The following is a 23,495-nucleotide window of genomic DNA, read 5'->3' as shown; positions in this document are numbered from 1 at the left end:
GCGTCGCGGCCCGGTGCGGGTGGCGACGGCGCCCCCGCCGGGACGGAACGAGGTCGTGCGCCGTGGGTGACGTGGTGTCCGTGCTGCTGACGCTGGGGGTCTCCGGGCTGCTGGCGCTGGCCGCCCGAGGGGTCGAGCGGCTGTGAGCGGCGGGGTGTGCGGCGGGGGCGGGGACCGGTGAGCGACGTCGCCCAGTGGGTCGGGCTCGGCGTGGCGGTGGCGCTGGTGCTGTACCTGCTCGCCGCGCTGCTGTTCCCGGAGCGGTTCTGATGAGCGCGACCACCGCGGGGTGGCTGCAGGTGGCGGTGCTGGTGGTGGCGCTGGTCGCGGTGCACCGCCCGCTGGGGGACTGGATGGCCCGCGTCTTCACCGACGCGCGGCACTGGCGCGTCGAGCGGCTGGTCCACCGGGCCGTGGGCGTCGACGCGGACGCCGAGCAGCGCTGGCCGGTGTACCTGCGCAGCGTGCTGGCCTTCTCGGTGGTCGGCGTCCTGCTGCTGTACCTGCTGCAGCGGGTGCAGGGCCTCCTCCCGGGGTCCGGGGGCCGGGGCGCGGTCGAGCCGCACTCGGCGTGGAACACCGCCGTCAGCTTCGTCACCAACACGAACTGGCAGGGCTACGCGGGCGAGTCGACGATGGGCCCGCTGGTCCAGATGGCCGGCCTGGCGGTGCAGAACTTCGTCTCCGCCGCCGTCGGCATCGCCGTGGCGATCGCGCTGGTGCGCGGGTTCGCCCGCAGCCGCACCGACGTCCTGGGCAACTTCTGGGTCGACCTCACCCGCGCCGTCACGCGCCTGCTGCTGCCGCTGTCGGTCGTGGCCGCGCTGGTGATGGTGCTCGGCGGCGTCGTCCAGGGCCTGTCGTCGGGCACGGACGCGGCGACGGTCGCCGGGGCCGCGCAGACCCTGCCCGGCGGTCCGGTGGCCTCGCAGGAGGCGATCAAGGTGCTGGGCACCAACGGCGGCGGCTTCTTCAACGCCAACTCGGCGCACCCCTTCGAGGGCCCGACCGCCTGGGTGTCGCTGTTCCAGGTCTTCCTGATGCTGCTCATCCCGTTCTCCCTGCCGCGCACCTTCGGGCGGATGGTGGGCGACCGGCGGCAGGGCCTGGCCATCGCCGGGGTGATGGCCGGCCTGGCCGCCGCCTCGCTCACGCTCACCACCTGGGCCCAGGCCCGGGCCGGGGGAGCGGCGACCCAGCTGGCCGGGGCGGCGATGGAGGGCCAGGAGGTCCGCTTCGGTGGCCCGCTCTCGGCGCTGTTCGGCGCCGCCACGACACTCACCTCGACCGGCGCGGTCAACGCGGCGCACGACAGCTTCACGCCCGCCGGCGGCCTGCTGACGATGGCGGACATGATGCTGGGCGAGGTCGCGCCCGGCGGTGTCGGCTCCGGCCTGTACGGGATGCTCGTGCTCGCCGTGGTCACGGTGTTCGTCGCCGGGCTCATGGTCGGGCGGACGCCGGAGTACCTGGGCAAGAAGCTGGGCCGCCGGGAGATGACGCTGGCCTCGCTGTACGTGCTGGCCACCCCGGCGCTGGTGCTCGTCGGCACCGCGGTCGCGACGTCCACCGGCGCCGGCCGCGCCGGGATCCAGGACGACGGACCGCACGGGCTGTCCGAGGTGCTCTACGCCTTCACCTCGGCGGCCAACAACAACGGCTCGGCCTTCGCCGGGCTCACGGCGGGCACGCCCTTCTACGACGTCGCCCTCGGGCTCGCCATGGCGTTCGGCCGGTTCCTGCCGATCGTGCTCGTGCTCGCCCTGGCCGGCCGGCTCGCCGCCCAGGGGCGGGCCCCCGTGACCGCCGGGACCCTCCCCACCCACCGGCCGCTGTTCGCCGGCCTGCTGGGCGCCGTCGTCCTCGTGGTCGTCGGCCTCACCTACCTGCCCGTGCTCTCGCTCGGGCCGATCGCGGAAGGACTGTCATGACCACCGTCCTGGAGCGGCCCCCCGCGCCTCCGGTCCAGCCCCGCGGGCCCCGGCGGCCGGCCGTCGAGTGGGGGCCGGCGCTCGCGGGCGCCGTCCGCAAGCTCGACCCCCGCGGCCTGGTGCGCCAGCCCGTCGTGTTCGTGGTCTGGGTCGGGTCGGTGTTCTCGACGGTGCTGGCCGTCGCCGACCCCTCGGTGTTCGCCTGGCTGGTCACCGGCTGGCTCTGGCTGACGGTCCTGTTCGCCAACGCCGCCGAGGCGGTGGCCGAGGGGCGCGGCAAGGCGCAGGCCGCCACGCTGCGCCGGGCCCGCACCACCACCGTCGCGATCCGGCTCGACGGCACGCAGGTGCCCGCGGCCGACCTGCGCCCGGGCGACCGCGTCGTCGTCACCGCCGGGCAGGTGGTCCCCGGCGACGGCGACGTCGTCGAGGGCATCGCCAGCGTCGACGAGTCCGCCATCACCGGGGAGTCCGCGCCGGTGATCCGGGAGTCCGGCGGCGACCGCTGCGCGGTGACCGGCGGGACGACGGTGCTGTCGGACCGGATCGTCGTGGAGATCACCAGCCGGCCCGGGGAGACCTTCGTCGACCGGATGATCGCCCTCGTCGAGGGCGCGCAGCGGCAGCGGACACCGAACGAGATCGCGCTGGACATCCTGCTCAGCTCGCTCACGGTGGTGTTCCTGCTGGCCGTGGTCACGCTGCAGCCGATTGCGCTGTCGGCCGGCGCCGGGCAGCGGACGATCGTGCTCATCGCCCTGGTGGTGTGCCTGATCCCGACCACCATCGGCGCGCTGCTGTCGGCCATCGGCATCGCCGGCATGGACCGGCTGGTGCAGCGCAACGTGCTGGCGACCAGCGGCCGCGCCGTCGAGGCCGCCGGCGACGTGGACACCCTGCTGCTGGACAAGACGGGCACCATCACGCTCGGCAACCGGCAGGCCGCGGAGTTCCTGCCGGCACCGGGGGTCGGTGAGCGCGAGGTGGCCGACGCCGCCCGGCTGGCGTCGCTGGCCGACGAGACGCCCGAGGGGCGCAGCGTCGTCGTCCTCGCGGAGGAGCGGTGGGGGCCGGGCGCCGGCGGGGCCCCGGCGGGGGCGGAGTTCGTCCCGTTCACGGCGCAGACCCGCATGAGCGGCGTCGACCTGGCCGGCGGCCGGACCCTGCGCAAGGGCGCCGCGGGCGCCGTCACCGGCTGGGTGCGGGCCCTCGGCGGCGCCGTCCCGCCGGCGGTGGCCGAGGACGTCGACCGGGTCTCCGCCGCGGGCGGCACCCCGCTCGTCCTGGCCGAGCACGGCCCGAACGGCGCGCGCGTGCTGGGCGTCGTCCGGCTGGCCGACGTCGTCAAGCCGGGCATGCGGGAGCGCTTCGCCGAGCTGCGCCGGATGGGCATCCGCACCGTGATGGTCACCGGCGACAACGAGCGCACCGCCCGCGCCATCGCCGCGGAGGCCGGGGTGGACGACGTCCTCGCCGAGGCCACCCCCGAGGACAAGCTGGCCCTGATCCGGCGCGAGCAGGAGGGCGGCCGGCTGGTCGCGATGACCGGCGACGGCACCAACGACGCCCCCGCGCTCGCCCAGGCCGACGTCGGCGTCGCCATGAACACCGGGACGACCGCGGCCAAGGAGGCCGGGAACATGGTCGACCTGGACTCCGACCCGACGAAGCTCATCGAGGTCGTGCGGATCGGCAAGCAGCTGCTGGTGACCCGCGGGGCGCTGACGACCTTCTCGATCGCCAACGACCTGGCGAAGTACTTCGCGATCCTGCCGGCGATGTTCGCCGGCGCGCTGCCGGGGCTGGACGCGCTCAACGTCATGCGGCTGGCCTCGCCGCAGTCGGCGATCCTCTCCGCGGTCGTGTTCAACGCCCTGGTGATCGTCGCCCTGGTGCCGCTGGCCCTGCGGGGCGTGCGGTTCCGGCCCGGCCCGGCCGAGGCGGTGCTGCGCCGCAACCTGCTGGTCTACGGCGTCGGCGGCGTCCTCGCCCCGTTCGCCGGGATCAAGCTCGTCGACCTGCTCGTCTCTCTCGTCCCCGGGATCGCGTGATGCCTGCCCTGCGCACGGGCCGCCAGCTGGCGGCCGCCGTCCGGCTCCTCCTCGTCGCCACCGCCGTGCTCGGCCTGGCCTACCCCCTGGCGGTCACCGGCGTGGCCCAGCTCGTGGCGCCCGGCCGGGCCGACGGCTCGCTGGTCGAGGTCGGCGGGCAGGTGGTCGGCTCCGCACTGGTCGGCCAGGCGTTCACCGACGCGGCGGGGGAGGCGCTGCCGCAGTACTTCCAGACCCGCCCGTCGGCTCCCGGGTACGGCGGCACGGCGTCGGGCGGGTCGAACCTCGGGCCGAACTCCGCCGAGCTCGCCGAGCTGGTCCGGCAGCGCCGGGCCGAGGTGGCGCAGCGGGAGGGCGTCGACCCCGCCGACGTCCCGCCGGACGCGGTCACGGCCTCCGCGTCGGGCCTGGACCCCGACATCTCGCCCGCGTACGCCGCGATCCAGGTCGACCGGGTGGCGGCCGCCCGCGGGGTGGACCCGGCGGCGGTCCGGCGGCTGGTGGACGACGCGACGGCCGGCCGGGACCTCGGGTTCATCGGTGCCCCGCACGTGCGGGTGCTGGAGCTGAACCTGGCGCTGGACCGGACCCTCGGGCGCGCCGGCTGACGACTTGTGAGACAGGTCACGACCGGCGTACGCTCCGTGTGACCGACGTCACCGGGGCAGTGGCTGCTGCCCTCGCGAGGAGGCCGCGATGAGCGCACTCACGCCCGACTGCGACCCGGACATGAGCCACTGCGGCCAGCCGTGGCAGGGGAAGAGCCGGCCCGGTTCCGGGCTGCTGTCCGCCGCGTTGCTGGTCGGCGTGCTCGCGCTGTCGCTGCTCGTCGTCACCAAGGACGTCGTGTCCGACGCGTTCGACCTCGTCGCCGTGCCGGTCGGGCTGCTCGCGGCCGTCGCGCTCGGTCGCCGGCTGGTGCGCCTGCTGGCCCGGGGCGTCTCGGCGGTGGCCGCCCGGGTGCCGACCGCGGTCGCGGTGCGGCGCTCGCAGCCGGTCGGCTGAGGCCGGGCGCCGACCGCACCACGCGACGGCGGAGCGGGGCCCGCGGGCCCCGCTCCGCCGTCGCGCGCGCCCGAACCGCCGGGCGGGTGGGGCGCGTGGGACGGACGGGTCCGCCGCGGCACGGCGTGTCGGCCCCGCGACCTAGGGTGGAGGCATGCCCGACCCGTCCTCGTACCGCCCGGCGGTCGGCAGCATCCCGGAGTCGCCGGGGGTCTACAGGTTCCGGGACCCGAACGGCCGCGTCATCTACGTCGGCAAGGCCAAGAGCCTCCGGCAGCGGCTGAACAGCTACTTCGCCGACGTCGCCGGCCTGCACCCGCGCACCCGGCAGATGGTCACCACCGCCGCGAGCGTGGAGTGGACCGTCGTCGGCACCGAGGTCGAGGCCCTCCAGCTCGAGTACAACTGGATCAAGGAGTTCGACCCGCGGTTCAACGTCCGCTACCGCGACGACAAGAGCTACCCGTCGCTGGCCGTGACGCTGGACGAGGAGTACCCGCGGCTGCAGGTGATGCGCGGCCCCAAGCGCAAGGGCGTGCGGTACTTCGGGCCCTACGCCCACGCCTGGGCCATCCGGGAGACCCTCGACACCCTGACCCGCGTCTTCCCCGCGCGCACCTGCTCCACGGGCGTGTTCAAGCGGGCCGGGCAGATCGGCCGGCCGTGCCTGCTGGGCTACATCGGCAAGTGCTCAGCGCCGTGCGTCGGCCGGGTCAGCGCCGAGGAGCACCGGCGGATCGTCGACGACTTCTGCGACTTCATGGCCGGCCGGACCGACCTCATGGTCAAGCGCCTCGAGCGGGAGATGGGCGAGGCCGCGCAGGCGATGGAGTACGAGCGGGCCGCGCGGATCCGCGACGACATCGGCGCCCTCAACCGCGCGATGGAGAAGCAGGCCGTCGTCCTCGGGGACGGCACCGACGCCGACGTGGTCGCCTTCGCCCAGGACGACCTCGAGGCCGCCGTGCAGGTCTTCCACGTGCGCGGCGGGCGGGTCCGCGGCCAGCGCGGCTGGATCATCGACAAGGTCGAGGAGATCGGCACCGGCGAGCTGGTCGAGCAGTTCCTGCTGCAGGTCTACGGCGGCGTCGACGAGCAGACCGGCGCCGTCGAGGCGGGGGAGACCGTGCCCCGCGAGGTGCTGGTCCCGGAGCTCCCGGCCGACGCCGACGTCTACGAGGAGCTGCTCAGCGAGCTGCGCGGCAGCCGGGTGAGCCTGCGGGTGCCCCAGCGCGGCGACAAGCGCTCGCTGATGGAGACCGTCGAGCGCAACGCCAAGGAGGCCTTCGCCCGGCACCGGGTGAAGCGCTCCAGCGACCTCACGGCCCGCTCGCTGGCCCTGTCGGAGCTGCAGGAGGCCCTGGAACTGCCGGAGGCGCCGCTGCGGATCGAGTGCATCGACGTCTCGCACGTGCAGGGCACCAACGTCGTCGCCTCGATGGTCGTGTTCGAGGACGGCCTGGCGAAGAAGTCGGACTACCGCCGCTTCTCGGTCACCCACGGCACCGACGACACCGCCGCGATGGCCGAGGTCGTCCGCCGCCGCTTCGCCCGGCACCTCAAGGAGGAGGCCGACCGGAAGGACGAGCAGGGGGTGGCCGCCGAGGAGGGCCGCCCCCGCCGGTTCGCCTACCCGCCGAACCTGCTCGTGGTCGACGGCGGCGCCCCGCAGGTCGCCGCCGCCGCCCGGTCGCTGGACGAGCTCGGCGTCGTCGACGTCGCCGTGTGCGGCCTGGCCAAGCGCATGGAGGAGGTCTGGCTGCCGAACGAGGCCGACCCGGTGATCCTGCCGCGCACCTCGGAGGCGCTCTACCTGCTGCAGCGGGTCCGCGACGAGGCGCACCGCTTCGCGGTCACCTACCACCGGCAGAAGCGGTCGGCCGGGATGCTCGTCTCCCTGCTGGACGACGTCCCGGGCCTCGGCGACACCCGCCGCAAGGCGCTGCTGAAGCGCTTCGGTTCTCTCAAGCGGCTGCGCGCCGCCTCCCTGGAGGAGCTCATGGAGGTACAGGGCATCGGCCGGCGCACCGCCGAGGCCGTGATGGCCGCGGTGGCGGAGCCGGGCACCGCCCCGGGCGCGGGGGAGGAGCAGGACGCGGCGGCCGAGTCGACGCTCGCGCCGTCCGGCCCCGCCGAGCGGGGCACCCCGCGGCCCGGCGCCGGTGGCACCCCCGAGGTCGGCCGCGTCGCGGGGGTGGCCTCGTGACGCAGCCGCCGGAGGGGTCCGGGCCGCAGCGCGACGTCGCCCCGCCCGCGGACCCGACCAGCACCGAGACCGCACCCCTGGACGTCGTCGTCGTCACCGGGCTGTCCGGCGCGGGCAAGAACAGCGCCGGGCGGGTGCTGGAGGACCTCGGCTTCTACGTCGTGGACAACCTGCCCCCGGCGCTCCTGCAGCCCATGGTCGAGCTCGGCGCCCGCGGCGACCTGCGCCGGTTCGCCGCGATCGTCGACGTGCGCAGCCGGGCCTTCTCCAGCGACCTGCAGGAGTCGATCCGGGCGCTGGCCGGCGCGGGCCACCGGCCCCGCGTGCTCTACGTGCACGCCCGCGACGAGGTGCTGGTCCGCCGGTACGAGTCCAACCGCCGCGAGCACCCCCTGCAGGGCAGCGGTCGGCTCATCGACGGCATCGCCGCCGAGCGGGCCCTGCTCACCGGCATCGCCGGGGACGCCGACCTGTGGGTGGACACCAGCGACCTCAACGTCCACCAGCTGCGTGCGACGCTGGAGAACGCCTTCGCCCGCGAGGGGCAGGCCCCGCCGCTGACCGCGACCGTCCTCAGCTTCGGGTTCAAGTACGGGCTGCCGCTGGACGCCGACCTCGTCGTCGACGCCCGGTTCCTGCCCAACCCGCACTGGGTCCCCGAGCTGCGCCAGCACACCGGCCGCGACGCCGACGTCCGGGACTACGTGCTCGGCCAGGCCGACGCCGGGCCGTTCCTCGACCGCTACACCGACGTGCTGCGGCTGCTCATCCCCGGGTACCGCCGCGAGGGCAAGCGCTACCTCACGCTCGCCGTCGGCTGCACCGGCGGCAAGCACCGCAGCGTCGCCATCACCGAGGAGTTCGCCCGCCGGCTGCGCGCCGACGGCGTCCAGGCCGTGGCCCAGCACCGCGACCTGGGGCGCGAGTAGTGGGCGCCCCCGGGTCCCCGCCGCGGGTGGTCGCCTTCGGCGGGGGGCACGGCCTCGCCGCGGCCCTGGGCGCGTGGCGGCGGCTGACCCCGGAGCTGACGGCCGTGGTCACCGTGGCCGACGACGGCGGCTCCTCCGGGCGGATCCGCCGCGAGATGCCCGTGCTGCCCCCCGGCGACCTGCGGATGGCGCTGGCCGCCCTGGCCGACGACGACGGCCGGCGCGCGGAGATGACCGCGCTGCTGCAGCACCGGCTGGGCGGCACCGGCGTCCTCGCCGGGCACCCCGTGGGCAACCTGGTCCTCACCGGCCTGGTGGAGCTGCACGGCGGCGACACCGTGCGGGCCCTGGACAGCCTCGGCGAGCTGCTGGGGACCTGCGGGCGGGTGCTGCCCATGGCCGACGTCCCGCTGGACCTCGTGGCCCGCGTGGAGACCGTGGACCCGGACGACCCGGCCCGCACGCGCACGATCCGCGGCCAGGTCGCGATCGCCGCCACCCCCGGACGCGTCCGCGACATCCTCCTCTCGCCGGCCGACCCGCCGGTGCACCCGGCCGTGCTCGAGGCGATCGCCGCAGCGGACGTGGTCTCGCTGGGCCCGGGCTCCTGGTTCACCTCGGTCCTGCCGCACCTGCTGGTGCCGCGGCTGCGCGCCGCGCTCGTCGAGAGCCGCGCGAAGGTGGTCGTCGTCCTCAACCTCGAACCACAGCCGGGGGAGACCGACGGGTTCTCCCCGGAGGAGCACCTCCGCGTGCTGCAGGCCCACCTGGGCGGAGTGGCGCTGCACACCGTGATCGCCGATGTCGACTCGGTGGTTGACCACTGTGGTCTGCTGTCAGCGGTCCGCGAGTGCGGCGCCGAGCTGGTGCTGGCCCCCGTGGCCGAGCCGGACGGCGCGCCACGGCACGACCCGGGGCGCCTCTCGGCGGCACTGGCCGACGTGGTCGGGACCTGACGGTTGGCGATCGAGGGCCGGGTACCGGGAGGATCGCGTCCCGGGACGGACCGCTCCGTGCGGGGACGGTCGGACGAGGGGGAGGGGACGCCGTACATGGCGCCTGAGGAGGCAGGGACCCGGGGGACGGGCGCGGCGTCCCCCGTGCTGCGGGAGGACGAGCTGGCGATGACCTCGGGGGGAACGGACGGTCGCGCGGTGGCCGGGCGGGGGTGGACGACGTGGCGATGACCGCGATGGTGAAGGACGAGCTCTCCCGCGTGGAGTGCTCGCGGACCTCCGAGCGCAAGGCGGAGGTGACCGCGCTGCTGCGCTTCTCCGGTGGCCTGCACATCGTGGGCGGCCGGGTCGTCATCGAGGCCGAGCTGGACACCGGCTCGGTGGCCCGCCGCCTGCGCCGCGACATCAGCGAGGTCTACGGCTACACCAGCGGGGTCAGCGTCCTCGCCGGCGGCAACATCCGCCGCGGTGTCCGGTACCTGGTCCGCATCGCCAAGCACGGCGAGGGGCTGGCCCGCCAGACCGGCCTGGTCGACCAGCGCGGCCGCCCGGTCCGCGGGCTGCCGCCGTCGGTCGTCTCCGGCGGCATCGGCGACGCCGAGGCCGCCTGGCGCGGGGCCTTCCTGGCGCACGGCTCCCTCACCGAGCCCGGCCGGTCCTCCTCGCTGGAGGTGACCTGCCCCGGCCCCGAGGCGGCCATGGCCCTGGTCGGCGCCGCCCGCCGGCTGGGCATCGCCGCCAAGGCCCGCGAGGTCCGCGGCGCCGACCGGGTCGTCGTCCGCGACGGCGACGCGATCAGCGCCCTGCTCACCCGCATGGGCGCGCACGACGCCGTCCTGGCTTGGGAGGAGCGGCGGATGCGGCGCGAGGTCCGCGCCACCGCCAACCGCCTGGCCAACTTCGACGACGCCAACCTGCGCCGGTCCGCGCGCGCCGCGGTCGCGGCCAGCGCCCGCGTCGAGCGGGCCCTGGAGATCCTCGGCACCGAGGCGCCCGAGCACCTGCTGGTCGCGGGCCGGCTTCGCCTGGAGCACGGGCAGGCGTCGCTGGAGGAGCTGGGGCAGCGCGCGGACCCGCCGATGACCAAGGACGCCGTCGCCGGCCGCATCCGCCGGCTGCTGGCCATGGCCGACAAGCGGGCCAAGGACCTCGGCATCCCCGACACCGAATCGGTCGTCACCGACGACATGCTCGCCCAGTGACGCCGGCCGCCTGAGGCCCCCGGCTGCCCGCCCGGGCGGTCCGGGTCCCCCGTGCGGGTCACGTCCGCGGCCGGGTCGCCGCACCGCGGACGAGGCCGGACCGCGGTGCCGATAGGCTCGCCGGGGACGCGCGGCCGGGCGAACCCGCACGGTCGCCGCCGCAAGCGACGGGATCTCGGGAGGTCCAGCAGTGACGGTACGGGTCGGCATCAACGGCTTCGGGCGCATCGGCCGCAACTTCTGGCGGGCCGCGGCCGCCAGTGGCAAGGACATCGAGATCGTGGCGGTGAACGACCTCACCAGCCCGGCGACCCTGGCCCACCTGCTCCAGTACGACAGCATCCTCGGTGTCCTGCCGCAGGAGGTGGAGGCCACCGACGACGGCATCCGCGTCGGCGGCGCGACGATCAAGGTCCTCTCCGAGCGCGACCCGGCCGCACTGCCCTGGGGCGACCTGGGCGTCGACGTCGTCGTGGAGTCCACCGGCTTCTTCACCAAGGCCGACGACGCGCGCAAGCACGTCGACGCCGGTGGCGCCAAGAAGGTCATCATCTCGGCGCCGGCCTCCGGCGACGACCTGACGATCGTCATGGGCGTCAACCACGAGAAGTACGACGGCAGCCAGACGATCATCAGCAACGCGTCCTGCACCACGAACTGCCTGGCCCCGCTGGCCAAGGTGCTGCACGACGCCTTCGGCATCGAGCGCGGCCTGATGACGACGATCCACGCCTACACCGCCGACCAGAACCTGCAGGACGGCCCGCACAAGGACCTGCGCCGCGCCCGCGCCGCCGCCCTGAACATGGTGCCCACCTCGACCGGTGCGGCCAAGGCGATCGGCCTGGTGCTGCCCGAGCTCAACGGCAAGCTCGACGGCTACGCCGTCCGGGTGCCGGTGCCGACCGGCTCCGCGACCGACCTCACCGTGCAGCTGTCCCGCGAGGCGACCGCCGACCAGATCGACGCCGCCTACCGCGAGGCCGCCGAGGGCCCGCTCAAGGGCTACCTCAAGTACACGAACGCGCCGATCGTCTCCAGCGACATCGTCACCGACCCGCACTCGTGCATCTACGACGCGGGCCTGACCAAGGTCTTCGGGCCCATGGTGAAGGTGCTCGGCTGGTACGACAACGAGTGGGGCTACTCGAACCGGCTCGTGGACTCCGTCGAGCTCGTCGGCGCCTCGCTCTGACGCGGATGCGCTCCCTCGACGACCTGCTGGCCGAGGGGATCTCGGGTCGGCGCGTGCTCGTGCGCGCCGACCTGAACGTCCCGCTGGACAAGCAGACCCGCGCCATCACCGACGACGGCCGGATCCGGGCCAGCCTGCCGACCCTGCAGGCGCTGCGCGACGGCGGCGCCCGCGTCGTCGTCGCCGCGCACCTGGGCCGCCCCCAGGGCGCACCGGACCCGCAGTTCTCGCTGGCGCCGGTGGCCGCCCGGCTCGGTGAGCTGCTCGGCGCGCCGGTGCCGCTGGCCGCCGACGTGGCCGGCGAGGACGCCGCCGCGAAGGCCGCGGCCCTCGGCGACGGCGACGTCCTGCTGCTGGAGAACGTCCGCTTCGAGGCGGCCGAGACGTCGAAGGACGACGCCGCGCGCGGGGAGCTGGCCGACCGGCTGGCCGCCCTCGCCGACGTCTACGTCGACGACGCGTTCGGCGCGGTGCACCGCAGGCACGCGTCGGTCTACGACGTGGCGCTGCGGCTGCCGCACGTGGCCGGCCGGCTGGTCGCCACCGAGCTCGACGTCCTGACCCGGCTCACCACCGACCCGCAGCGGCCCTACGTCGTCGTGCTCGGCGGGTCCAAGGTCAGCGACAAGCTGGCCGTCATCGAGGCGCTGCTGCCCAAGGTCGACCGGCTGCTGGTGGGCGGCGGGATGTGCTTCACCTTCCTGGCCGCGCAGGGCCACGGGGTCGGGACCTCGCTGCTGGAGGCCGACCAGGTCGACACCTGCCGCCGGCTGCTGGCCGAGGCGGGCGACCGCATCGTCCTGCCCGTCGACGTCGTCGCGGCCTCCGCCTTCAGCGCGGACGCCGAGACCTCGGTGGTCCCGGTCGACGCGATCCCCGACGACCGCATGGGCCTGGACGTCGGCCCGCGCACCGTCGAGGCCTTCGGGCGCGAGCTCGGCGATGCGCGCACCGTCTTCTGGAACGGCCCGATGGGCGTGTTCGAGCTGGCGCCGTTCCAGGCCGGCACCCGGGGCGTGGCCGAGGCCGTCGCCGCAGTGGCCGGGCTCTCGGTCGTCGGTGGCGGCGACTCGGCCGCCGCGGTGCGCGTGCTGGGACTCGACGAGTCGGCCTACGGGCACATCAGCACCGGCGGCGGCGCGTCGCTGGAGTACCTGGAGGGCCGCGAGCTGCCCGGCCTCGCCGTGCTCGCGGACGGGGCCGCCTGATGGCCCGCACCCCGGCCCCCGCGCCGCGGGAGGGGCAGGCCGCTCAGGGGCGGCGGCCCCTCATCGCCGGCAACTGGAAGATGCACATGACGCACCTGGACGCCATCGGCCTGGTGCAGAAGCTGGTGTTCTCCCTCAAGGAGCCGCAGCTGCGGGCCGCCGAGGTCGTCGTCGTGCCGCCGTTCACCGCGCTGCGCAGCGTGCAGACGCTGGTCGCCGGCGACAAGCTGGAGATCGGCTACGGCGCGCAGGACCTGTCCCTGCACGACTCCGGCGCCTACACCGGTGAGGTCAGCGGCGCGATGCTGGCCGCGCTCGCCTGCACCTACGTGGTGGTCGGGCACTCGGAGCGGCGCGCGCTGCACGGCGAGGACGACGCGGTCGTCGCCGGCAAGGTCCGGGCCGCGCAGCGGCACGGCCTGGTGCCGATCCTGTGCGTGGGGGAGGGGCTCGAGGTCCGCCGCGCCGGCACGCACGTGGCGCACTGCACCGGACAGCTCGACGCCGCCCTGGAGGGGCTGACCGCCGAGCAGGTCCAGGCGCTGGTGATCGCCTACGAGCCGGTGTGGGCGATCGGCACCGGCGAGGTGGCCACCCCCGAGGACGCGCAGGAGGTGTGCGGCGCACTCCGGTCCCGGCTCGCCGAGCGTTTCGGCCCGGAGACGGGCGCGAGCGTCCGTATCCTCTACGGCGGGTCGGTGAAGGCCGCGAACACGGCCGGGATCCTGGCCGGGCCGGACGTCGACGGTGCCCTCGTCGGCGGGGCCAGCCTGGACGCCGACGAGTTCGCGCAGATCTGTCGGGTCGCCGCCGACGGCAGCTGACCGCTGCCCGCCGGGGCGGCGGGGAGCGGGGGACGTGGGGATCAGCAGCACGCTGGAGCGGGCGGCGCGACGGCGCCCGTCCTGGCTGCGCGGCACCCTCGGCCGGGTCCTCGGTCTCGTCGTCGTCGCCGCCCTGGTGCTCGCGGTGGTCGTCCGCTGCGGCGCGGGCGGCGACGCGGAGGCCGGCGTCCCCGTCCTCGGTGACGGACCGGACGCCGGCCTGACCGGTGTCCGGTCGCCGTCGGACGCCGACGGCGGCACCCTCCGGGTCGTCGCCGGCGACGTCGACAACCTCGACCCGCAGCGGTCCTACTCGCCCGGCGTGTGGAACCTCATGCGGCTCTACACCCGGACGCTGGTCACCTACTCCACCGAGCCGGGGGAGACCGACACCCTCGTCCCCGACCTGGCCACCGACCTCGGTCAGACCCCGGACAACGGCCTGACCTGGACGTTCACCCTCCGCGGGGGCACCCGGTTCGAGACCGGCGAGCCGATCACCTCGCGCGACGTGAAGTACGGCATCGAGCGGTCCTTCGCCTCCGACGTCGTCGTCGGCGGTCCGAACCGGATCGTGGAGCTGCTGGACGACCCGGCCAACCCCTACCCGGGCCCGTACCAGGACGAGGCCGCGGACAAGCTCGGCCTGCCGGCCATCGAGACACCCGACGACGTCACCGTCGTCTTCCGGCTGCGGACGCCGACGCCGGACTTCCCCTTCGTGCTGGCGCTGCCCTCCAGCAGCCCGGTCCCGGTCGCCGCCGACACCGGCGCCGCGTACGGGGCCGACCCGGTCAGCTCCGGGCCGTACGCGATCACCACGGTCGACGCGCAGACCGGCATCGTGCTCGACCGCAACCCGCAGTGGGACCCGGCGACCGACGACGTCCGGACCGCGCTGCCCGACCAGGTCGTCGTCCGCACCGGCCTGGCCTCGCTGGACCGTGACCAGGCGCTGCTGGCCGGCTCCGCCGACGTCGACATCGCCGCGACCGGCATCCAGATGGCCACCGAGAACCGGCTGGCCGACGGGGCCGGGGGCGAGGTGCCGCTCACCGACCGCGTCGACGAGGTGCCGACCGGTGCCGTCCGGCTGCTGGCCCTGCCCACCGACGTGGCGCCGATGAACGACCCGAACTGCCGCGCCGCGGTCGCGGCGGCCGTCGACCGCGGCGGGGTGCTGGACGCCCTGGACGCCCTCGGCGGCAGCGCGGACGCGGTGCGCACGTCCCGGCTGTGGCCGGCCGGCGTAGCCGGCGGGCCCGAGGAGGCCGATCCGGCCGCCGACCCGGGCGCGGCCCGCGAGGCGCTGACCGCCTGCGGCACGCCCGACGGGTTCAGCACCGTCCTCGCCGTCCCGGACGCCCCGGCCAGCGTCGCGGTGGCGCAGGCTCTGGCCGACCAGTTCGCCGAGGTCGGCATCACCGTCGAGGTCCGCCCGCTGGAGGCCGGGGGCTTCTACGCCCGCGACGTCGGCGACCCCGACAACGTCGCCGCCAACGGCTTCGGCATGGTCCTGGCCACCTGGACCGCCGTGGTGCCGACCCCGTCGGCGTTCCTGGTGCCGCTGGTGGACGGGCGCTCGGTCAGCCGCGTGGGCAACACCAACTACGCGCGCCTCGCCGACCCGGCGATCAGCGGGCTGGTCGACGCGGCGGTCGCGGCGGCCCCCGACCCGGCCGCCGCCCGGGACGCCTGGCGCGAGGTGGCCACCGCGGCCGGCGCGACCGGCGCCTACGTCCCGCTCGCGGAGACGCAGGTGCAGCTGCTGGCCGGCCAGCGGCTGCGCAACGGCGTCGTGATGGAGCCCTACAGCAGCTACGACCTGGCCACCGCCGGCGTCCGCTGACCGCGCCGGGTGCGGCCGCGGCCGGCCCGCTCGGGTCGCGCAGCGGGGCGGCGGGCCCGCTCGGCTACCCTGGGTCCATGGTCGAGTTCGTCCTCAACGTGCTGCTGGTCCTCACCAGCGTGCTCCTCGTGGTGCTGATCCTGCTGCACCGCGGCAAGGGCGGCGGCCTCTCCTCGATGTTCGGCGGTGCGGCGTCGGCCTCGCTGTCCGGCTCGTCGGTGGTCGAGAAGAACCTCAACCGGCTCACCGTGTTCACGGGGCTGATCTGGGCCGTGTGCGTCGTGGCCCTGGGGATCCTGCTCAAGGTCTGACGGCGGCCCCCGGTCCGGCGCGGGTTCCGGCACCGGGCCGTGCTCGCGCGCAAAACGTGACCTGGAACGTCTCGGACAGGCCCTAGACTCCCGTCGGCGGCGCGTCGGGCGCCGCTGTGCGGGCTGAGTCCAGGGGGCGCTCATGGCTGGTGGGAACGCGATCCGTGGCACGCGGGTCGGCGCGGGACCGATGGGTGAGGCCGAGCGCGGCGAGACCGCGCCCCGCCGCCGGGTGGTCTTCTGGTGCGCCCAGGAGCACGAGACGCGGGTGGCCTTCGCCTCCGACGCCGAGGTGCCCGAGCTGTGGGACTGCCCCCGCTGCGGGCTGCCGGCCGGTCAGGACCAGGCGGCGCCGCCGCCGGCGCCGCGCACCGAGCCGTACAAGACGCACCTGGCGTACGTCCGCGAGCGGCGGACCGACGCCGACGGCGACGCCCTCCTCGAGGAGGCGCTGGCCAAGCTGCGGGCACGCCGCGGCGCCTGATCCGCCCGCCCGGGGCCGGCCGCGCCGGTCCCGGGCCTCCCGGTCGCCCGGCCTCAGGCCCGCGGCAGCCGGGACGCCGCGTCGGCGTCGAGCAGCCAGCGCGTCGCCCGGCGCCCGTGCACGCCCGCGGCCGGCACCTCCGCCGGCGTCGCCCCGCCCAGCGCGCGGGCGACCGCCTCGGCCTTGCCCGCGCCGGAGACGAGCAGCCAGACCTCCTCGGCCGCGCCGATCGCCGACAGCCCCAGGCTGATCCTCGTCGGGGGCGGCTTGGGGCAGTCGTGCACCGCCACGACCGGCCGCTCGTCGCGGACCGCGGGCGAGTCCGGGAAGATCGACGCGACGTGACCCTCGGGGCCCATCCCGAGCAGCAGCAGGTCGAAGCGCGGCAGCTGCCCGTCCCCGGCGGCGGAGGCCAGCTCCGCCGCGTACCAGGCGGCGGCCTCCTCCGGGGTGTCGAAGCCAGCGTCGGCCGCCGGCATCGGGTGCACCCGGGCGTCCGGCACCCCGACGGGGTCGAGCAGGGCGTCGCGCGCGCCGAGCTCGTTGCGCTCCGCGTCCGCGGTCGGCACGAAGCGCTCGTCGCCCCACCACACGTCCACGGCGGCCCAGTCGACCCGCTCGCGCGCCGGCTCCTCGGCCAGCGCGGCCACCTGGCGCAGCACCGCCGTCCCGATGCCGCCGCCGGTGAGGACGACGGAGGCGGTGCCGTGCACGGCCTGCGCCGCGGCCAGCCGGGCGACCAGCGCCGCGGCCACCGCCCGGGCCAGGGTCTCGGCGTCGGGCTCGACGACGACGTCGGGCACCGGGCGCTCGCCGCCAGCCAGGGCGGCGGCGATGCGGTCGCCGGGGGAGAGGCTCATGCGACCGGCGCCGTCGGGTCGGTGCGCTCGCCCGGCTCGCGCTCGCCGTTCAGGGCGACGTCGTCGGTGCCCTCCGAGTCGCCGGGCACGGTCGGTGCCGGCGGCCCGTCGGCCGCGCCGCCGGGACCGCCGCGCCCGCCGTTGCCGTTGCCGTTGCCGTTGCCGTTGCCGTTGCCGTCGAGGTCGCCGTCCGCCTCGGCCGGGTCGAACCACTCGTGCTCGCGCACCGGGGAACGCGACGACAGACCGGTGACCCCGGTGGCCGTCTCCAGGGCCTCCGCGTAGGGCTCGTCGGGGTCGAGCCGGCGCAGCTCCTCGCCGAGCAGGTCGCCCAGCGGCCGGTCGGGCAGCGGGACGGTCGCGTCGGGCCGGTAGGGCTGGGTGAGGACGGCGCCACCTCGACGGTCGGCGTGGACGGCGACCTCCTCGTCCTGGTCCAGCTGCAGCACGACGGCGTCGACGCCGCTGGGCCCGGGGCGCCGCGGGCCCTCGACGACCTCGATGTCGCAGCCGCAGCGGGAGGACAGCCAGCCGGCCAGCAGCTGGGCCGAGGCATTGCCCGGCTCGCCCTCGACGCGGCCGCTCTGCACCCGCACCGCGTCCCCGCGCCGTCCGGACACGGCGTCGAGCGTGGAGGCCAGCACCGCGCGCCAGGCCGTGGAGCGGGTCCACGCCAGGTCGGTGTCACCGGGGGCGTAGTCCTGGGCGCGCGTCCGCAGCGCGGTGAGGTGGTCCTCGGCGATCGCGCTGTCGGTGATCCGCCGGTCGGCGATGACGGCCAGCGCGTCGGTCTGCAGCCGCTCCGGTGCCGGGGCGTGCCACCAGGCGACGACCGGGGCGTCGGCGGCCAGCAGGGGCAGGACGACCGACTCCGCGTGCAGGGCCAGCCGGCCGTACATGCGCATCACGACGGCCTCGCCCGGGCCGAGGCGCCCACCGATGAGCACCTCGGCGTCCAGCCGGGGGACCGGCGCCTCGATCTGGCGGCGGACCACCACGAGGATGCGGCAGGGGTGCTGCTCGGCGGCGGCCGTGGCCGCCTCCTCGGCCTCGGCGACGCGGCTCTCGTCGGCGACGACGACGAGCGTCAGCGCGACGCCCGAGACCACCGCCCCGCCGGTGCGGCGCTGCGCGGCCAGTTCCTTGACGACGGCCGAGCCGGTGGTGTCCCAGAGGGTGGTCATGCGGTCTCCTCGGGTCGGGTCGGGAGGGGGGCGGTCACGGTCGCCGCCACCGGCGGCCCTCGGCGGCCAGCATCTCGTCGGCGGCGCGCGGGCCCCACTCGCCGGCGCGGTAGGGGTGCGGCGTCGAGTCGGCCCAGAACTCCTCCAGCGGGTCGATCACCGCCCAGGAGGCCTCGACCTCGGCGTTGCGGGGGAACAGCGTGGCGTCACCGAGCAGCACGTCCAGCAGCAGGCGCTCGTAGGCCTCCGGGCTCGCCTCGGTGAACTGCTCGCCGTAGAGGAAGTCCATCGAGACGTCGCGGACCTCCATCACGCTCCCCGGCACCTTCGACCCGAACTTGAGGGTGACCCCCTCGTCCGGCTGCACGCGGACGACGAGCTGGTTGTTGCCCAGCTCCTCGGTGTCGGTGTCGGCGAAGGGCAGGTGCGGCGCACGCTTGAAGACCAGGGCGATCTCGGTGACCCGGCGGGGCAGCCGCTTGCCGGTGCGCAGGTAGAACGGGACCCCGGCCCAGCGGCGGGTCTCCACGCCCAGGCGCACGGCGGCGTAGGTCTCGGTCGTCGACCTGGCGTCGACGCCCTCCTCCTGGCGGTAGCCGCGCGCCCGCTGACCGGCCAGCCAGCCCTGCTGGTACTGGCCGCGGATCGCGGCGGTGGGCAGGTCCTCGGGCAGCGAGATCGCCCGGAGCACCTTGAGCTTCTCGGTGCGGATCTCCTCGGCGGAGAACTCGACGGGCTCCTCCATCGCGGTGAGGGCCAGCAGCTGCAGCAGGTGGTTCTGCAGCACGTCGCGGGCCGCGCCGGTCTTCTCGTAGAAGCCCGCCCGCCCGCCGATGCCGACGTCCTCGGCCATGGTGATCTGCACCGAGTCGACGTGGTGGCCGTTCCAGACCGGCTCGAAGAGGGTGTTGGCGAACCGCAGCGCCATCAGGTTCTGGACGGTCTCCTTGCCCAGGTAGTGGTCGATGCGGAACACGTCGCCGGCGCTGAAGACCGAGTCGACCAGCTCGTTGAGCTCGCGGCTGGAGGCCAGGTCGGTGCCGAAGGGCTTCTCCACCACGACCCGGCGCCAGCGGTCCGGGGTGCTCTCGGCCATGCCGGTGCGCTGCATCTGCTTGAGCACGACCGGGAACATCGCCGGCGGGATGGAGAGGTAGAAGGCCGCGTTGCCGCCGATGCCGTGGCTGCTCTCGAGGTCGGCGAGCGCCCCGGCGAGCTCGTCGAAGGCGTTGTCGTCGTCGAAGGAGCCCTGCACGAAGCGGACGCTGCCGGCCAGTCGCTCCCAGACGTCCTCCCGCCACGGCGTCCGCGCCGCCTTGCGGGCGGCGTCGCGGGCCAGCTCGGCGAAGTCCTGGTCGCCCCAGTCGCGGCGGGCGAAGCCCAGCAGCGCGAAGTTGGTGGGCAGCAGCCCCCGGTTGGCCAGGTCGTAGACGGCGGGCAGCAGCTTCTTGCGGGCCAGGTCTCCGGTGATGCCGAAGACCACCAGCGCGCACGGGTCGGGGACCCGGGGCAGCCGCCGGTCCCGGGGGTCGCGCAACGGGTTGACGATCATCTGTCCGTCCTCGGGTCGCAGGGCCGCCGTCCGGTCCCTGCGGGGGACCGGACGGCGGCCGGGGCGGCGGCTGGGGGAGTCGGGGCCCCCTCCTACTTCTTGTCGCGGAGCTCGCTCTCCACCGAGGCGGTGAGCTCGTCCCAGGAGTCGACGAACTTCGCGACCCCCTCCTCCTCGAGGACCCGGAACACGTCGTCGAGGTCCACGCCGGCGTCGCGCACGGACTGCATGACCGCCGCGGCGTCGTCGTAGGCCTTCTGCACGGGCGTGCCCGGGGAGCCGTGGTCGGCGTAGGCCATGAGCGTCTTCTCCGGCATCGTGTTCACGGTGCCGGGGGCGATGAGCTCGCTGATGTAGAGGGTGTCGGGCAGCTCGGGGTTCTTGACCCCGGTGGAGGCCCACAGGGGCCGCTGCGGCCGGGCCCCCTTCGCCTCCAGGGCCCGCCAGCGGTCGGAGGAGAAGACCTCCTCGTAGGCCTGGTAGGCCAGCTGCGCGTTGGCCACCCCCGCCCGGCTCTTCAGCGAGGCGTCGGCGCCGGCCGCGTCCAGCCGCTTGTCGATCTCGGTGTCCACCCGGGACACGAAGAACGACGCGACCGACGCGATCCCCGACAGCTCGGCGTCGGGGTCCTCGGCCAGCCGCTGCTCCAGCCCGGAGAGGTAGGCGTCCATGACCGCCCGGTACCGCTCGAGGCTGAAGATGAGGGTGACGTTGACGCTGATCCCGCGGGCGATCGACGTGGTGATCGCGGGCAGGCCCGCCACCGTCGCCGGGATCTTGATGTACAGGTTCGGCCGGTCGACCAGCCACCACAGGTGCGCGGCCTCGGCCGCGGTGGCGTCGGTGTCGTGGGCCAGGCCGGGGGCCACCTCCAGGGACACCCGGCCGTCACCGGGCTGCCGCTGCGCCACCGGGGCCAGCAGGTCGCAGGCGTCGCGGACGTCGGCGGCGGTGATGGTCCGCAGCGCCTCCTCGACGCTCACGCTGCGGACGGCGAGCGCGTGCAGCTGGTCGTCGTAGGAGTCCGAGCCGCTGATCGCCGCGGCGAAGATCGTCGGGTTCGTGGTGACGCCGACGACGCTGTGCCCGTCGACCAGCGACTGCAGGTTGCCGCTGCGGATGCGGTCGCGCGACAGGTCGTCGAGCCACACCGCGACCCCGGCGGAGGAGAGGTCGGCCAGTCTGTCGTTCTGGGCCATGTCAGTGCCTTCCGGATGAGGTGCGGCCGCTCAGCGGTCGCCGGTGGGGTGGGGGAGCCCGCCTGTGGCGGCGACCGGCCCGGCGGGGACGGCGTTCCCGGAGGCCGCGGCCGCGATGCTCTCGCGGGCGGCCGCGACGACCGCCTCGTGCGTGAGGCCGAACTGCTCGTAGAGGACCGAGTAGGCCGCGCTCGCGCCGTAGTGGGTCAGCCCGACGATCCGGCCGGCGTCCCCGACGAACTCCCGCCAGCCCATGGGCACGCCGGCCTCGACGCTGACGCGCGCCCGCACCGACGGCGGCAGGACCTCGTCCTTGTAGGCCTGCTCCTGGTCGGCGAACCACTCGACGCAGGGCACCGAGACCACCCGGGTCGGGACGCCGTCGGCCTCCAGCTGCTCGCGCGCGGCGACCGCGATCTGCACCTCGGAGCCGGTGCCGAGCAGGATGACCTCGGGCGCGCCGTTCGAGGCGTCGGCCAGCACGTAGGCGCCGCGGGCGGTGCCCTCGGCCGAGCCGAACGTCTCGCGGTCGAACACCGGCAGGTTCTGCCGGGACAGCAGCAGCCCGGCCGGCCGGTCGTTGTTCTCCAGGATCGTGCGCCAGGCGACCGAGACCTCGTTGGCGTCGGCCGGGCGGACGACGTCCAGGCCCGGGATGGCCCGCAGCGCGGCGAAGTGCTCGATCGGCTGGTGGGTCGGGCCGTCCTCGCCCAGACCGATGGAGTCGTGGGTCCACACGTAGACGACCGGCAGCTGCATGAGCGCGGCCAGCCGGACCGCGCCGCGCATGTAGTCGGAGAACGTGAGGAACGTGCCGCCGTAGACGCGGGTGCCGCCGTGCAGGGCGATCCCGTTCATGATCGCGCCCATGGCGTGCTCGCGGACGCCGAAGTGCAGGGTGCGCCCGTAGGGGCCGCCGGACCACATCTTCGTCTGGCGGTCGGCGGGCAGGAACGACGGCTCGCCCTCGACGGCGGTGTTGTTGCTCTCCGCCAGGTCGGCCGAGCCGCCCCACAGCTCCGGCAGCGCCGGGTAGAGCGCGGCCAGGGCCTTGCCGCTGGCCTTGCGGGTGGCCACGCCCTTCTCGTCGGCGGGGTAGGTCGGCAGGTCGGCGCCGAAGCCCTCGGGCAGCCGGCGCTCGCGCATGCGGGCCAGCAGCTCGGCCCGCTCGGGGTTCGCCTGCGCCCAGGCGTCGAAGCGCTCCTGCCACTCGGCGTGCGCCCGCTTCCCGGCGTCCACCACGGAGCGGGCGTGGGCCAGCACCTCCGGGTCGACCTCGAAGGTCTTCGCCGGGTCGAACCCGAGGACCTCCTTGGTGGCGCGGACCTCGTCCTCGCCCAGCGCCGAGCCGTGCGCCGCGCCGGTGTTCTGCTTGTTCGGGGCGGGCCAGCCGATGATGGTGCGCAGCACGATGATCGACGGCCGGGAGGTCTCCGCCTTCGCGGCGGCCAACGCCGCGTCGAGCGCGACCAGGTCCTCGCCGTCGTCGACGTGCTGCACGTGCCAGCCGTAGGCCTCGTAGCGCTTCCCGACGTCCTCGGTGAAGGCGACGGTCGTGTCGTCCTCGATCGAGATCTTGTTGTCGTCGTAGACGAGGACGAGGTTGCCCAGCTGCTGCGTGCCGGCCAGCGAGGACGCTTCGGCGCTCACGCCCTCCTCGAGGTCGCCGTCGGAGCAGAACGCCCAGATCGTGTGGTCGAACAGGCTCTGGCCCTCGGGGGTGTCGGGGTCGAGCAGGCCGCGCTCGCGGCGGGCGGCCATGGCCATGCCGACGGCGTTGCCGACGCCCTGGCCCAGCGGGCCGGTCGTGGTCTCGACGCCGGGGGTGTGGTTGACCTCGGGGTGGCCCGGCGTCTTCGACCCCCAGGTGCGCAGCGCCTGCAGGTCCTCGACCTCGAGGCCGTAGCCGGAGAGGAACAGCTGCACGTACAGCGTCAGGCTGGAGTGCCCCATCGACAGGACGAAGCGGTCCCGGGCGACCCAGTTGGGGTCCGACGGGTCGTGCCGCAGCCACTTGTGGAACAGCAGGTAGGCGGAGGGAGCCATGCTCATCGCCGTCCCCGGGTGGCCGTTGCCCACCTTCTGGACGGCGTCCATGGCCAGCACGCGCGCGGTGTCGATCGCACGGCGGTCCAGGTCCCCGAAGCCCTCCGGCAGCGTCGGCCGGGGCTGGCGCGGGTCCCCGGTCGGGGTGTCGGTGGCAGCCTCGGCGGGGGCCTCGGCTGCGGTGCTCTTCGTGTCGCCTGTCATCGTGGCGGTGCTCCCTCGGTCGGCCGGGTCCAGCGCTCCGGTCGGGGTGCCGGGTCCGGAGCGGCGGCGGTCTGCGGTGCGGCGACCCGCCAGGCCGGTCCCGACGCCGGACCGACGACCGCGCCGTCGTCGACCCCCTCGTCGCGACCCGGCCCTACCCGCTGCACCCGCAGCACCAACCTGCCCGACCCTAGTCGTGCGTGCCGGGTCACCCGGCGCCCGCGGGCTACAGTGGGGCCGTTCGACTCCCGGCCGGAAGGTTCCCCGTGCAGTCTCCGTCGCCGGTGGGGTCCCGCAGC

20 protein-coding genes are annotated in these 23,495 nt (G+C 75.3%); 15 read left to right on the top strand and 5 right to left on the bottom strand.

What is annotated here, in order from left to right; genetic code table 11:
• Positions 1-177: 177 nt before the first annotated feature.
• The 15 genes from kdpF (at position 178) to ACI781_RS04935 (ending at position 16,151) form a co-directional block, all read left to right on the top strand.
• The gene (gene kdpF, locus ACI781_RS05005; RefSeq protein WP_456564971.1) at positions 178-270 is read left to right on the top strand and encodes a K(+)-transporting ATPase subunit F; all 93 of its coding nucleotides are present in this window, start codon (positions 178-180) and stop codon (positions 268-270) included.
• Positions 270-1,931, top strand: a complete 1,662-nt coding sequence (kdpA, locus tag ACI781_RS05000) for a potassium-transporting ATPase subunit KdpA (RefSeq protein ID WP_456564970.1) — start codon at positions 270-272, stop codon at positions 1,929-1,931. Before kdpF ends, kdpA begins: the two co-directional genes overlap by 1 nt.
• Entirely contained in the window at positions 1,928-3,982 is a 2,055-nt protein-coding gene (kdpB, locus tag ACI781_RS04995; RefSeq protein WP_456564969.1) for a potassium-transporting ATPase subunit KdpB, read from the top strand. Before kdpA ends, kdpB begins: the two co-directional genes overlap by 4 nt.
• Positions 3,982-4,590 carry a potassium-transporting ATPase subunit KdpC gene (gene kdpC, locus ACI781_RS04990; protein WP_456564968.1) on the top strand — a complete coding sequence of 203 codons (609 nt, stop codon included), beginning with the start codon at positions 3,982-3,984 and terminating at the stop codon, positions 4,588-4,590. Before kdpB ends, kdpC begins: the two co-directional genes overlap by 1 nt.
• Positions 4,591-4,678: 88 nt before the next feature.
• Entirely contained in the window at positions 4,679-4,987 is a 309-nt protein-coding gene (locus ACI781_RS04985) for a hypothetical protein (protein ID WP_456564967.1), read from the top strand.
• A 154-nt stretch (positions 4,988-5,141) separates the two neighbouring features.
• Positions 5,142-7,193 (top strand): excinuclease ABC subunit UvrC, encoded by a 2,052-nt coding sequence (gene uvrC / locus ACI781_RS04980; protein ID WP_456564966.1) that lies wholly within the window; start codon positions 5,142-5,144, stop codon positions 7,191-7,193.
• Positions 7,190-8,122, top strand: a complete 933-nt coding sequence (gene rapZ, locus ACI781_RS04975; RefSeq protein WP_456564965.1) for an RNase adapter RapZ — start codon at positions 7,190-7,192, stop codon at positions 8,120-8,122. Before uvrC ends, rapZ begins: the two co-directional genes overlap by 4 nt.
• Positions 8,122-9,078, top strand: a complete 957-nt coding sequence (locus tag ACI781_RS04970; RefSeq protein ID WP_456564964.1) for a gluconeogenesis factor YvcK family protein — start codon at positions 8,122-8,124, stop codon at positions 9,076-9,078. Before rapZ ends, ACI781_RS04970 begins: the two co-directional genes overlap by 1 nt.
• A 227-nt stretch (positions 9,079-9,305) precedes the next feature.
• Positions 9,306-10,280 (top strand): DNA-binding protein WhiA, encoded by a 975-nt coding sequence (gene whiA / locus ACI781_RS04965; RefSeq protein WP_456564963.1) that lies wholly within the window; start codon positions 9,306-9,308, stop codon positions 10,278-10,280.
• A 190-nt stretch (positions 10,281-10,470) separates the two neighbouring features.
• Positions 10,471-11,475 (top strand): type I glyceraldehyde-3-phosphate dehydrogenase, encoded by a 1,005-nt coding sequence (gene gap, locus ACI781_RS04960; protein WP_456564962.1) that lies wholly within the window; start codon positions 10,471-10,473, stop codon positions 11,473-11,475.
• Positions 11,476-11,480: 5 nt separating this feature from the next.
• On the top strand, positions 11,481-12,683 hold the full coding sequence (locus ACI781_RS04955) for a phosphoglycerate kinase (protein ID WP_456564961.1): 1,203 nt from the start codon (positions 11,481-11,483) through the stop codon (positions 12,681-12,683).
• Complete coding sequence (gene tpiA, locus ACI781_RS04950) at positions 12,683-13,507, top strand: triose-phosphate isomerase (RefSeq protein WP_456564960.1); 825 nt, start codon at positions 12,683-12,685, stop codon at positions 13,505-13,507. Before ACI781_RS04955 ends, tpiA begins: the two co-directional genes overlap by 1 nt.
• A gap of 34 nt (positions 13,508-13,541) precedes the next feature.
• Positions 13,542-15,356: an ABC transporter substrate-binding protein gene (locus tag ACI781_RS04945; RefSeq protein ID WP_456564959.1), complete on the top strand. Its 1,815-nt coding sequence runs from the start codon at positions 13,542-13,544 to the stop codon at positions 15,354-15,356.
• A 77-nt stretch (positions 15,357-15,433) separates the two neighbouring features.
• Positions 15,434-15,667, top strand: coding sequence for a preprotein translocase subunit SecG (gene secG / locus ACI781_RS04940; protein ID WP_456564958.1), 234 nt, complete (start codon positions 15,434-15,436; stop codon positions 15,665-15,667).
• 142 nt (positions 15,668-15,809) lie between these two features.
• Positions 15,810-16,151 carry an RNA polymerase-binding protein RbpA gene (locus ACI781_RS04935; protein ID WP_456564957.1) on the top strand — a complete coding sequence of 114 codons (342 nt, stop codon included), beginning with the start codon at positions 15,810-15,812 and terminating at the stop codon, positions 16,149-16,151.
• Between the two features lie 53 nt (positions 16,152-16,204).
• On the opposite strand, the gene pgl is transcribed toward ACI781_RS04935, so the two are convergent.
• The 5 genes from pgl to tkt form a co-directional block, all read right to left on the bottom strand.
• Positions 16,205-17,011 (bottom strand): 6-phosphogluconolactonase, encoded by an 807-nt coding sequence (pgl, locus tag ACI781_RS04930; RefSeq protein WP_456564956.1) that lies wholly within the window; start codon positions 17,009-17,011, stop codon positions 16,205-16,207.
• Positions 17,008-18,195 (bottom strand): glucose-6-phosphate dehydrogenase assembly protein OpcA, encoded by a 1,188-nt coding sequence (locus ACI781_RS04925; RefSeq protein ID WP_456564955.1) that lies wholly within the window; start codon positions 18,193-18,195, stop codon positions 17,008-17,010. Before ACI781_RS04925 ends, pgl begins: the two co-directional genes overlap by 4 nt.
• Before the next feature lie 34 nt (positions 18,196-18,229).
• A complete protein-coding gene (gene zwf / locus ACI781_RS04920) occupies positions 18,230-19,747 on the bottom strand; it encodes a glucose-6-phosphate dehydrogenase (protein ID WP_456564954.1) in 1,518 nt (505 codons plus the stop codon).
• Between the two features lie 92 nt (positions 19,748-19,839).
• On the bottom strand, positions 19,840-20,946 hold the full coding sequence (gene tal / locus ACI781_RS04915) for a transaldolase (protein WP_456564953.1): 1,107 nt from the start codon (positions 20,944-20,946) through the stop codon (positions 19,840-19,842).
• Positions 20,947-20,976: 30 nt separating this feature from the next.
• A complete protein-coding gene (gene tkt / locus ACI781_RS04910) occupies positions 20,977-23,196 on the bottom strand; it encodes a transketolase (RefSeq protein WP_456564952.1) in 2,220 nt (739 codons plus the stop codon).
• Between the last annotated feature and the right edge of the window lie 299 nt (positions 23,197-23,495).

The sequence above is a fragment of the Blastococcus sp. SYSU D00695 genome, from assembly GCF_054050555.1.
This window is presented reverse-complemented; position numbering and strand designations above follow the sequence as displayed.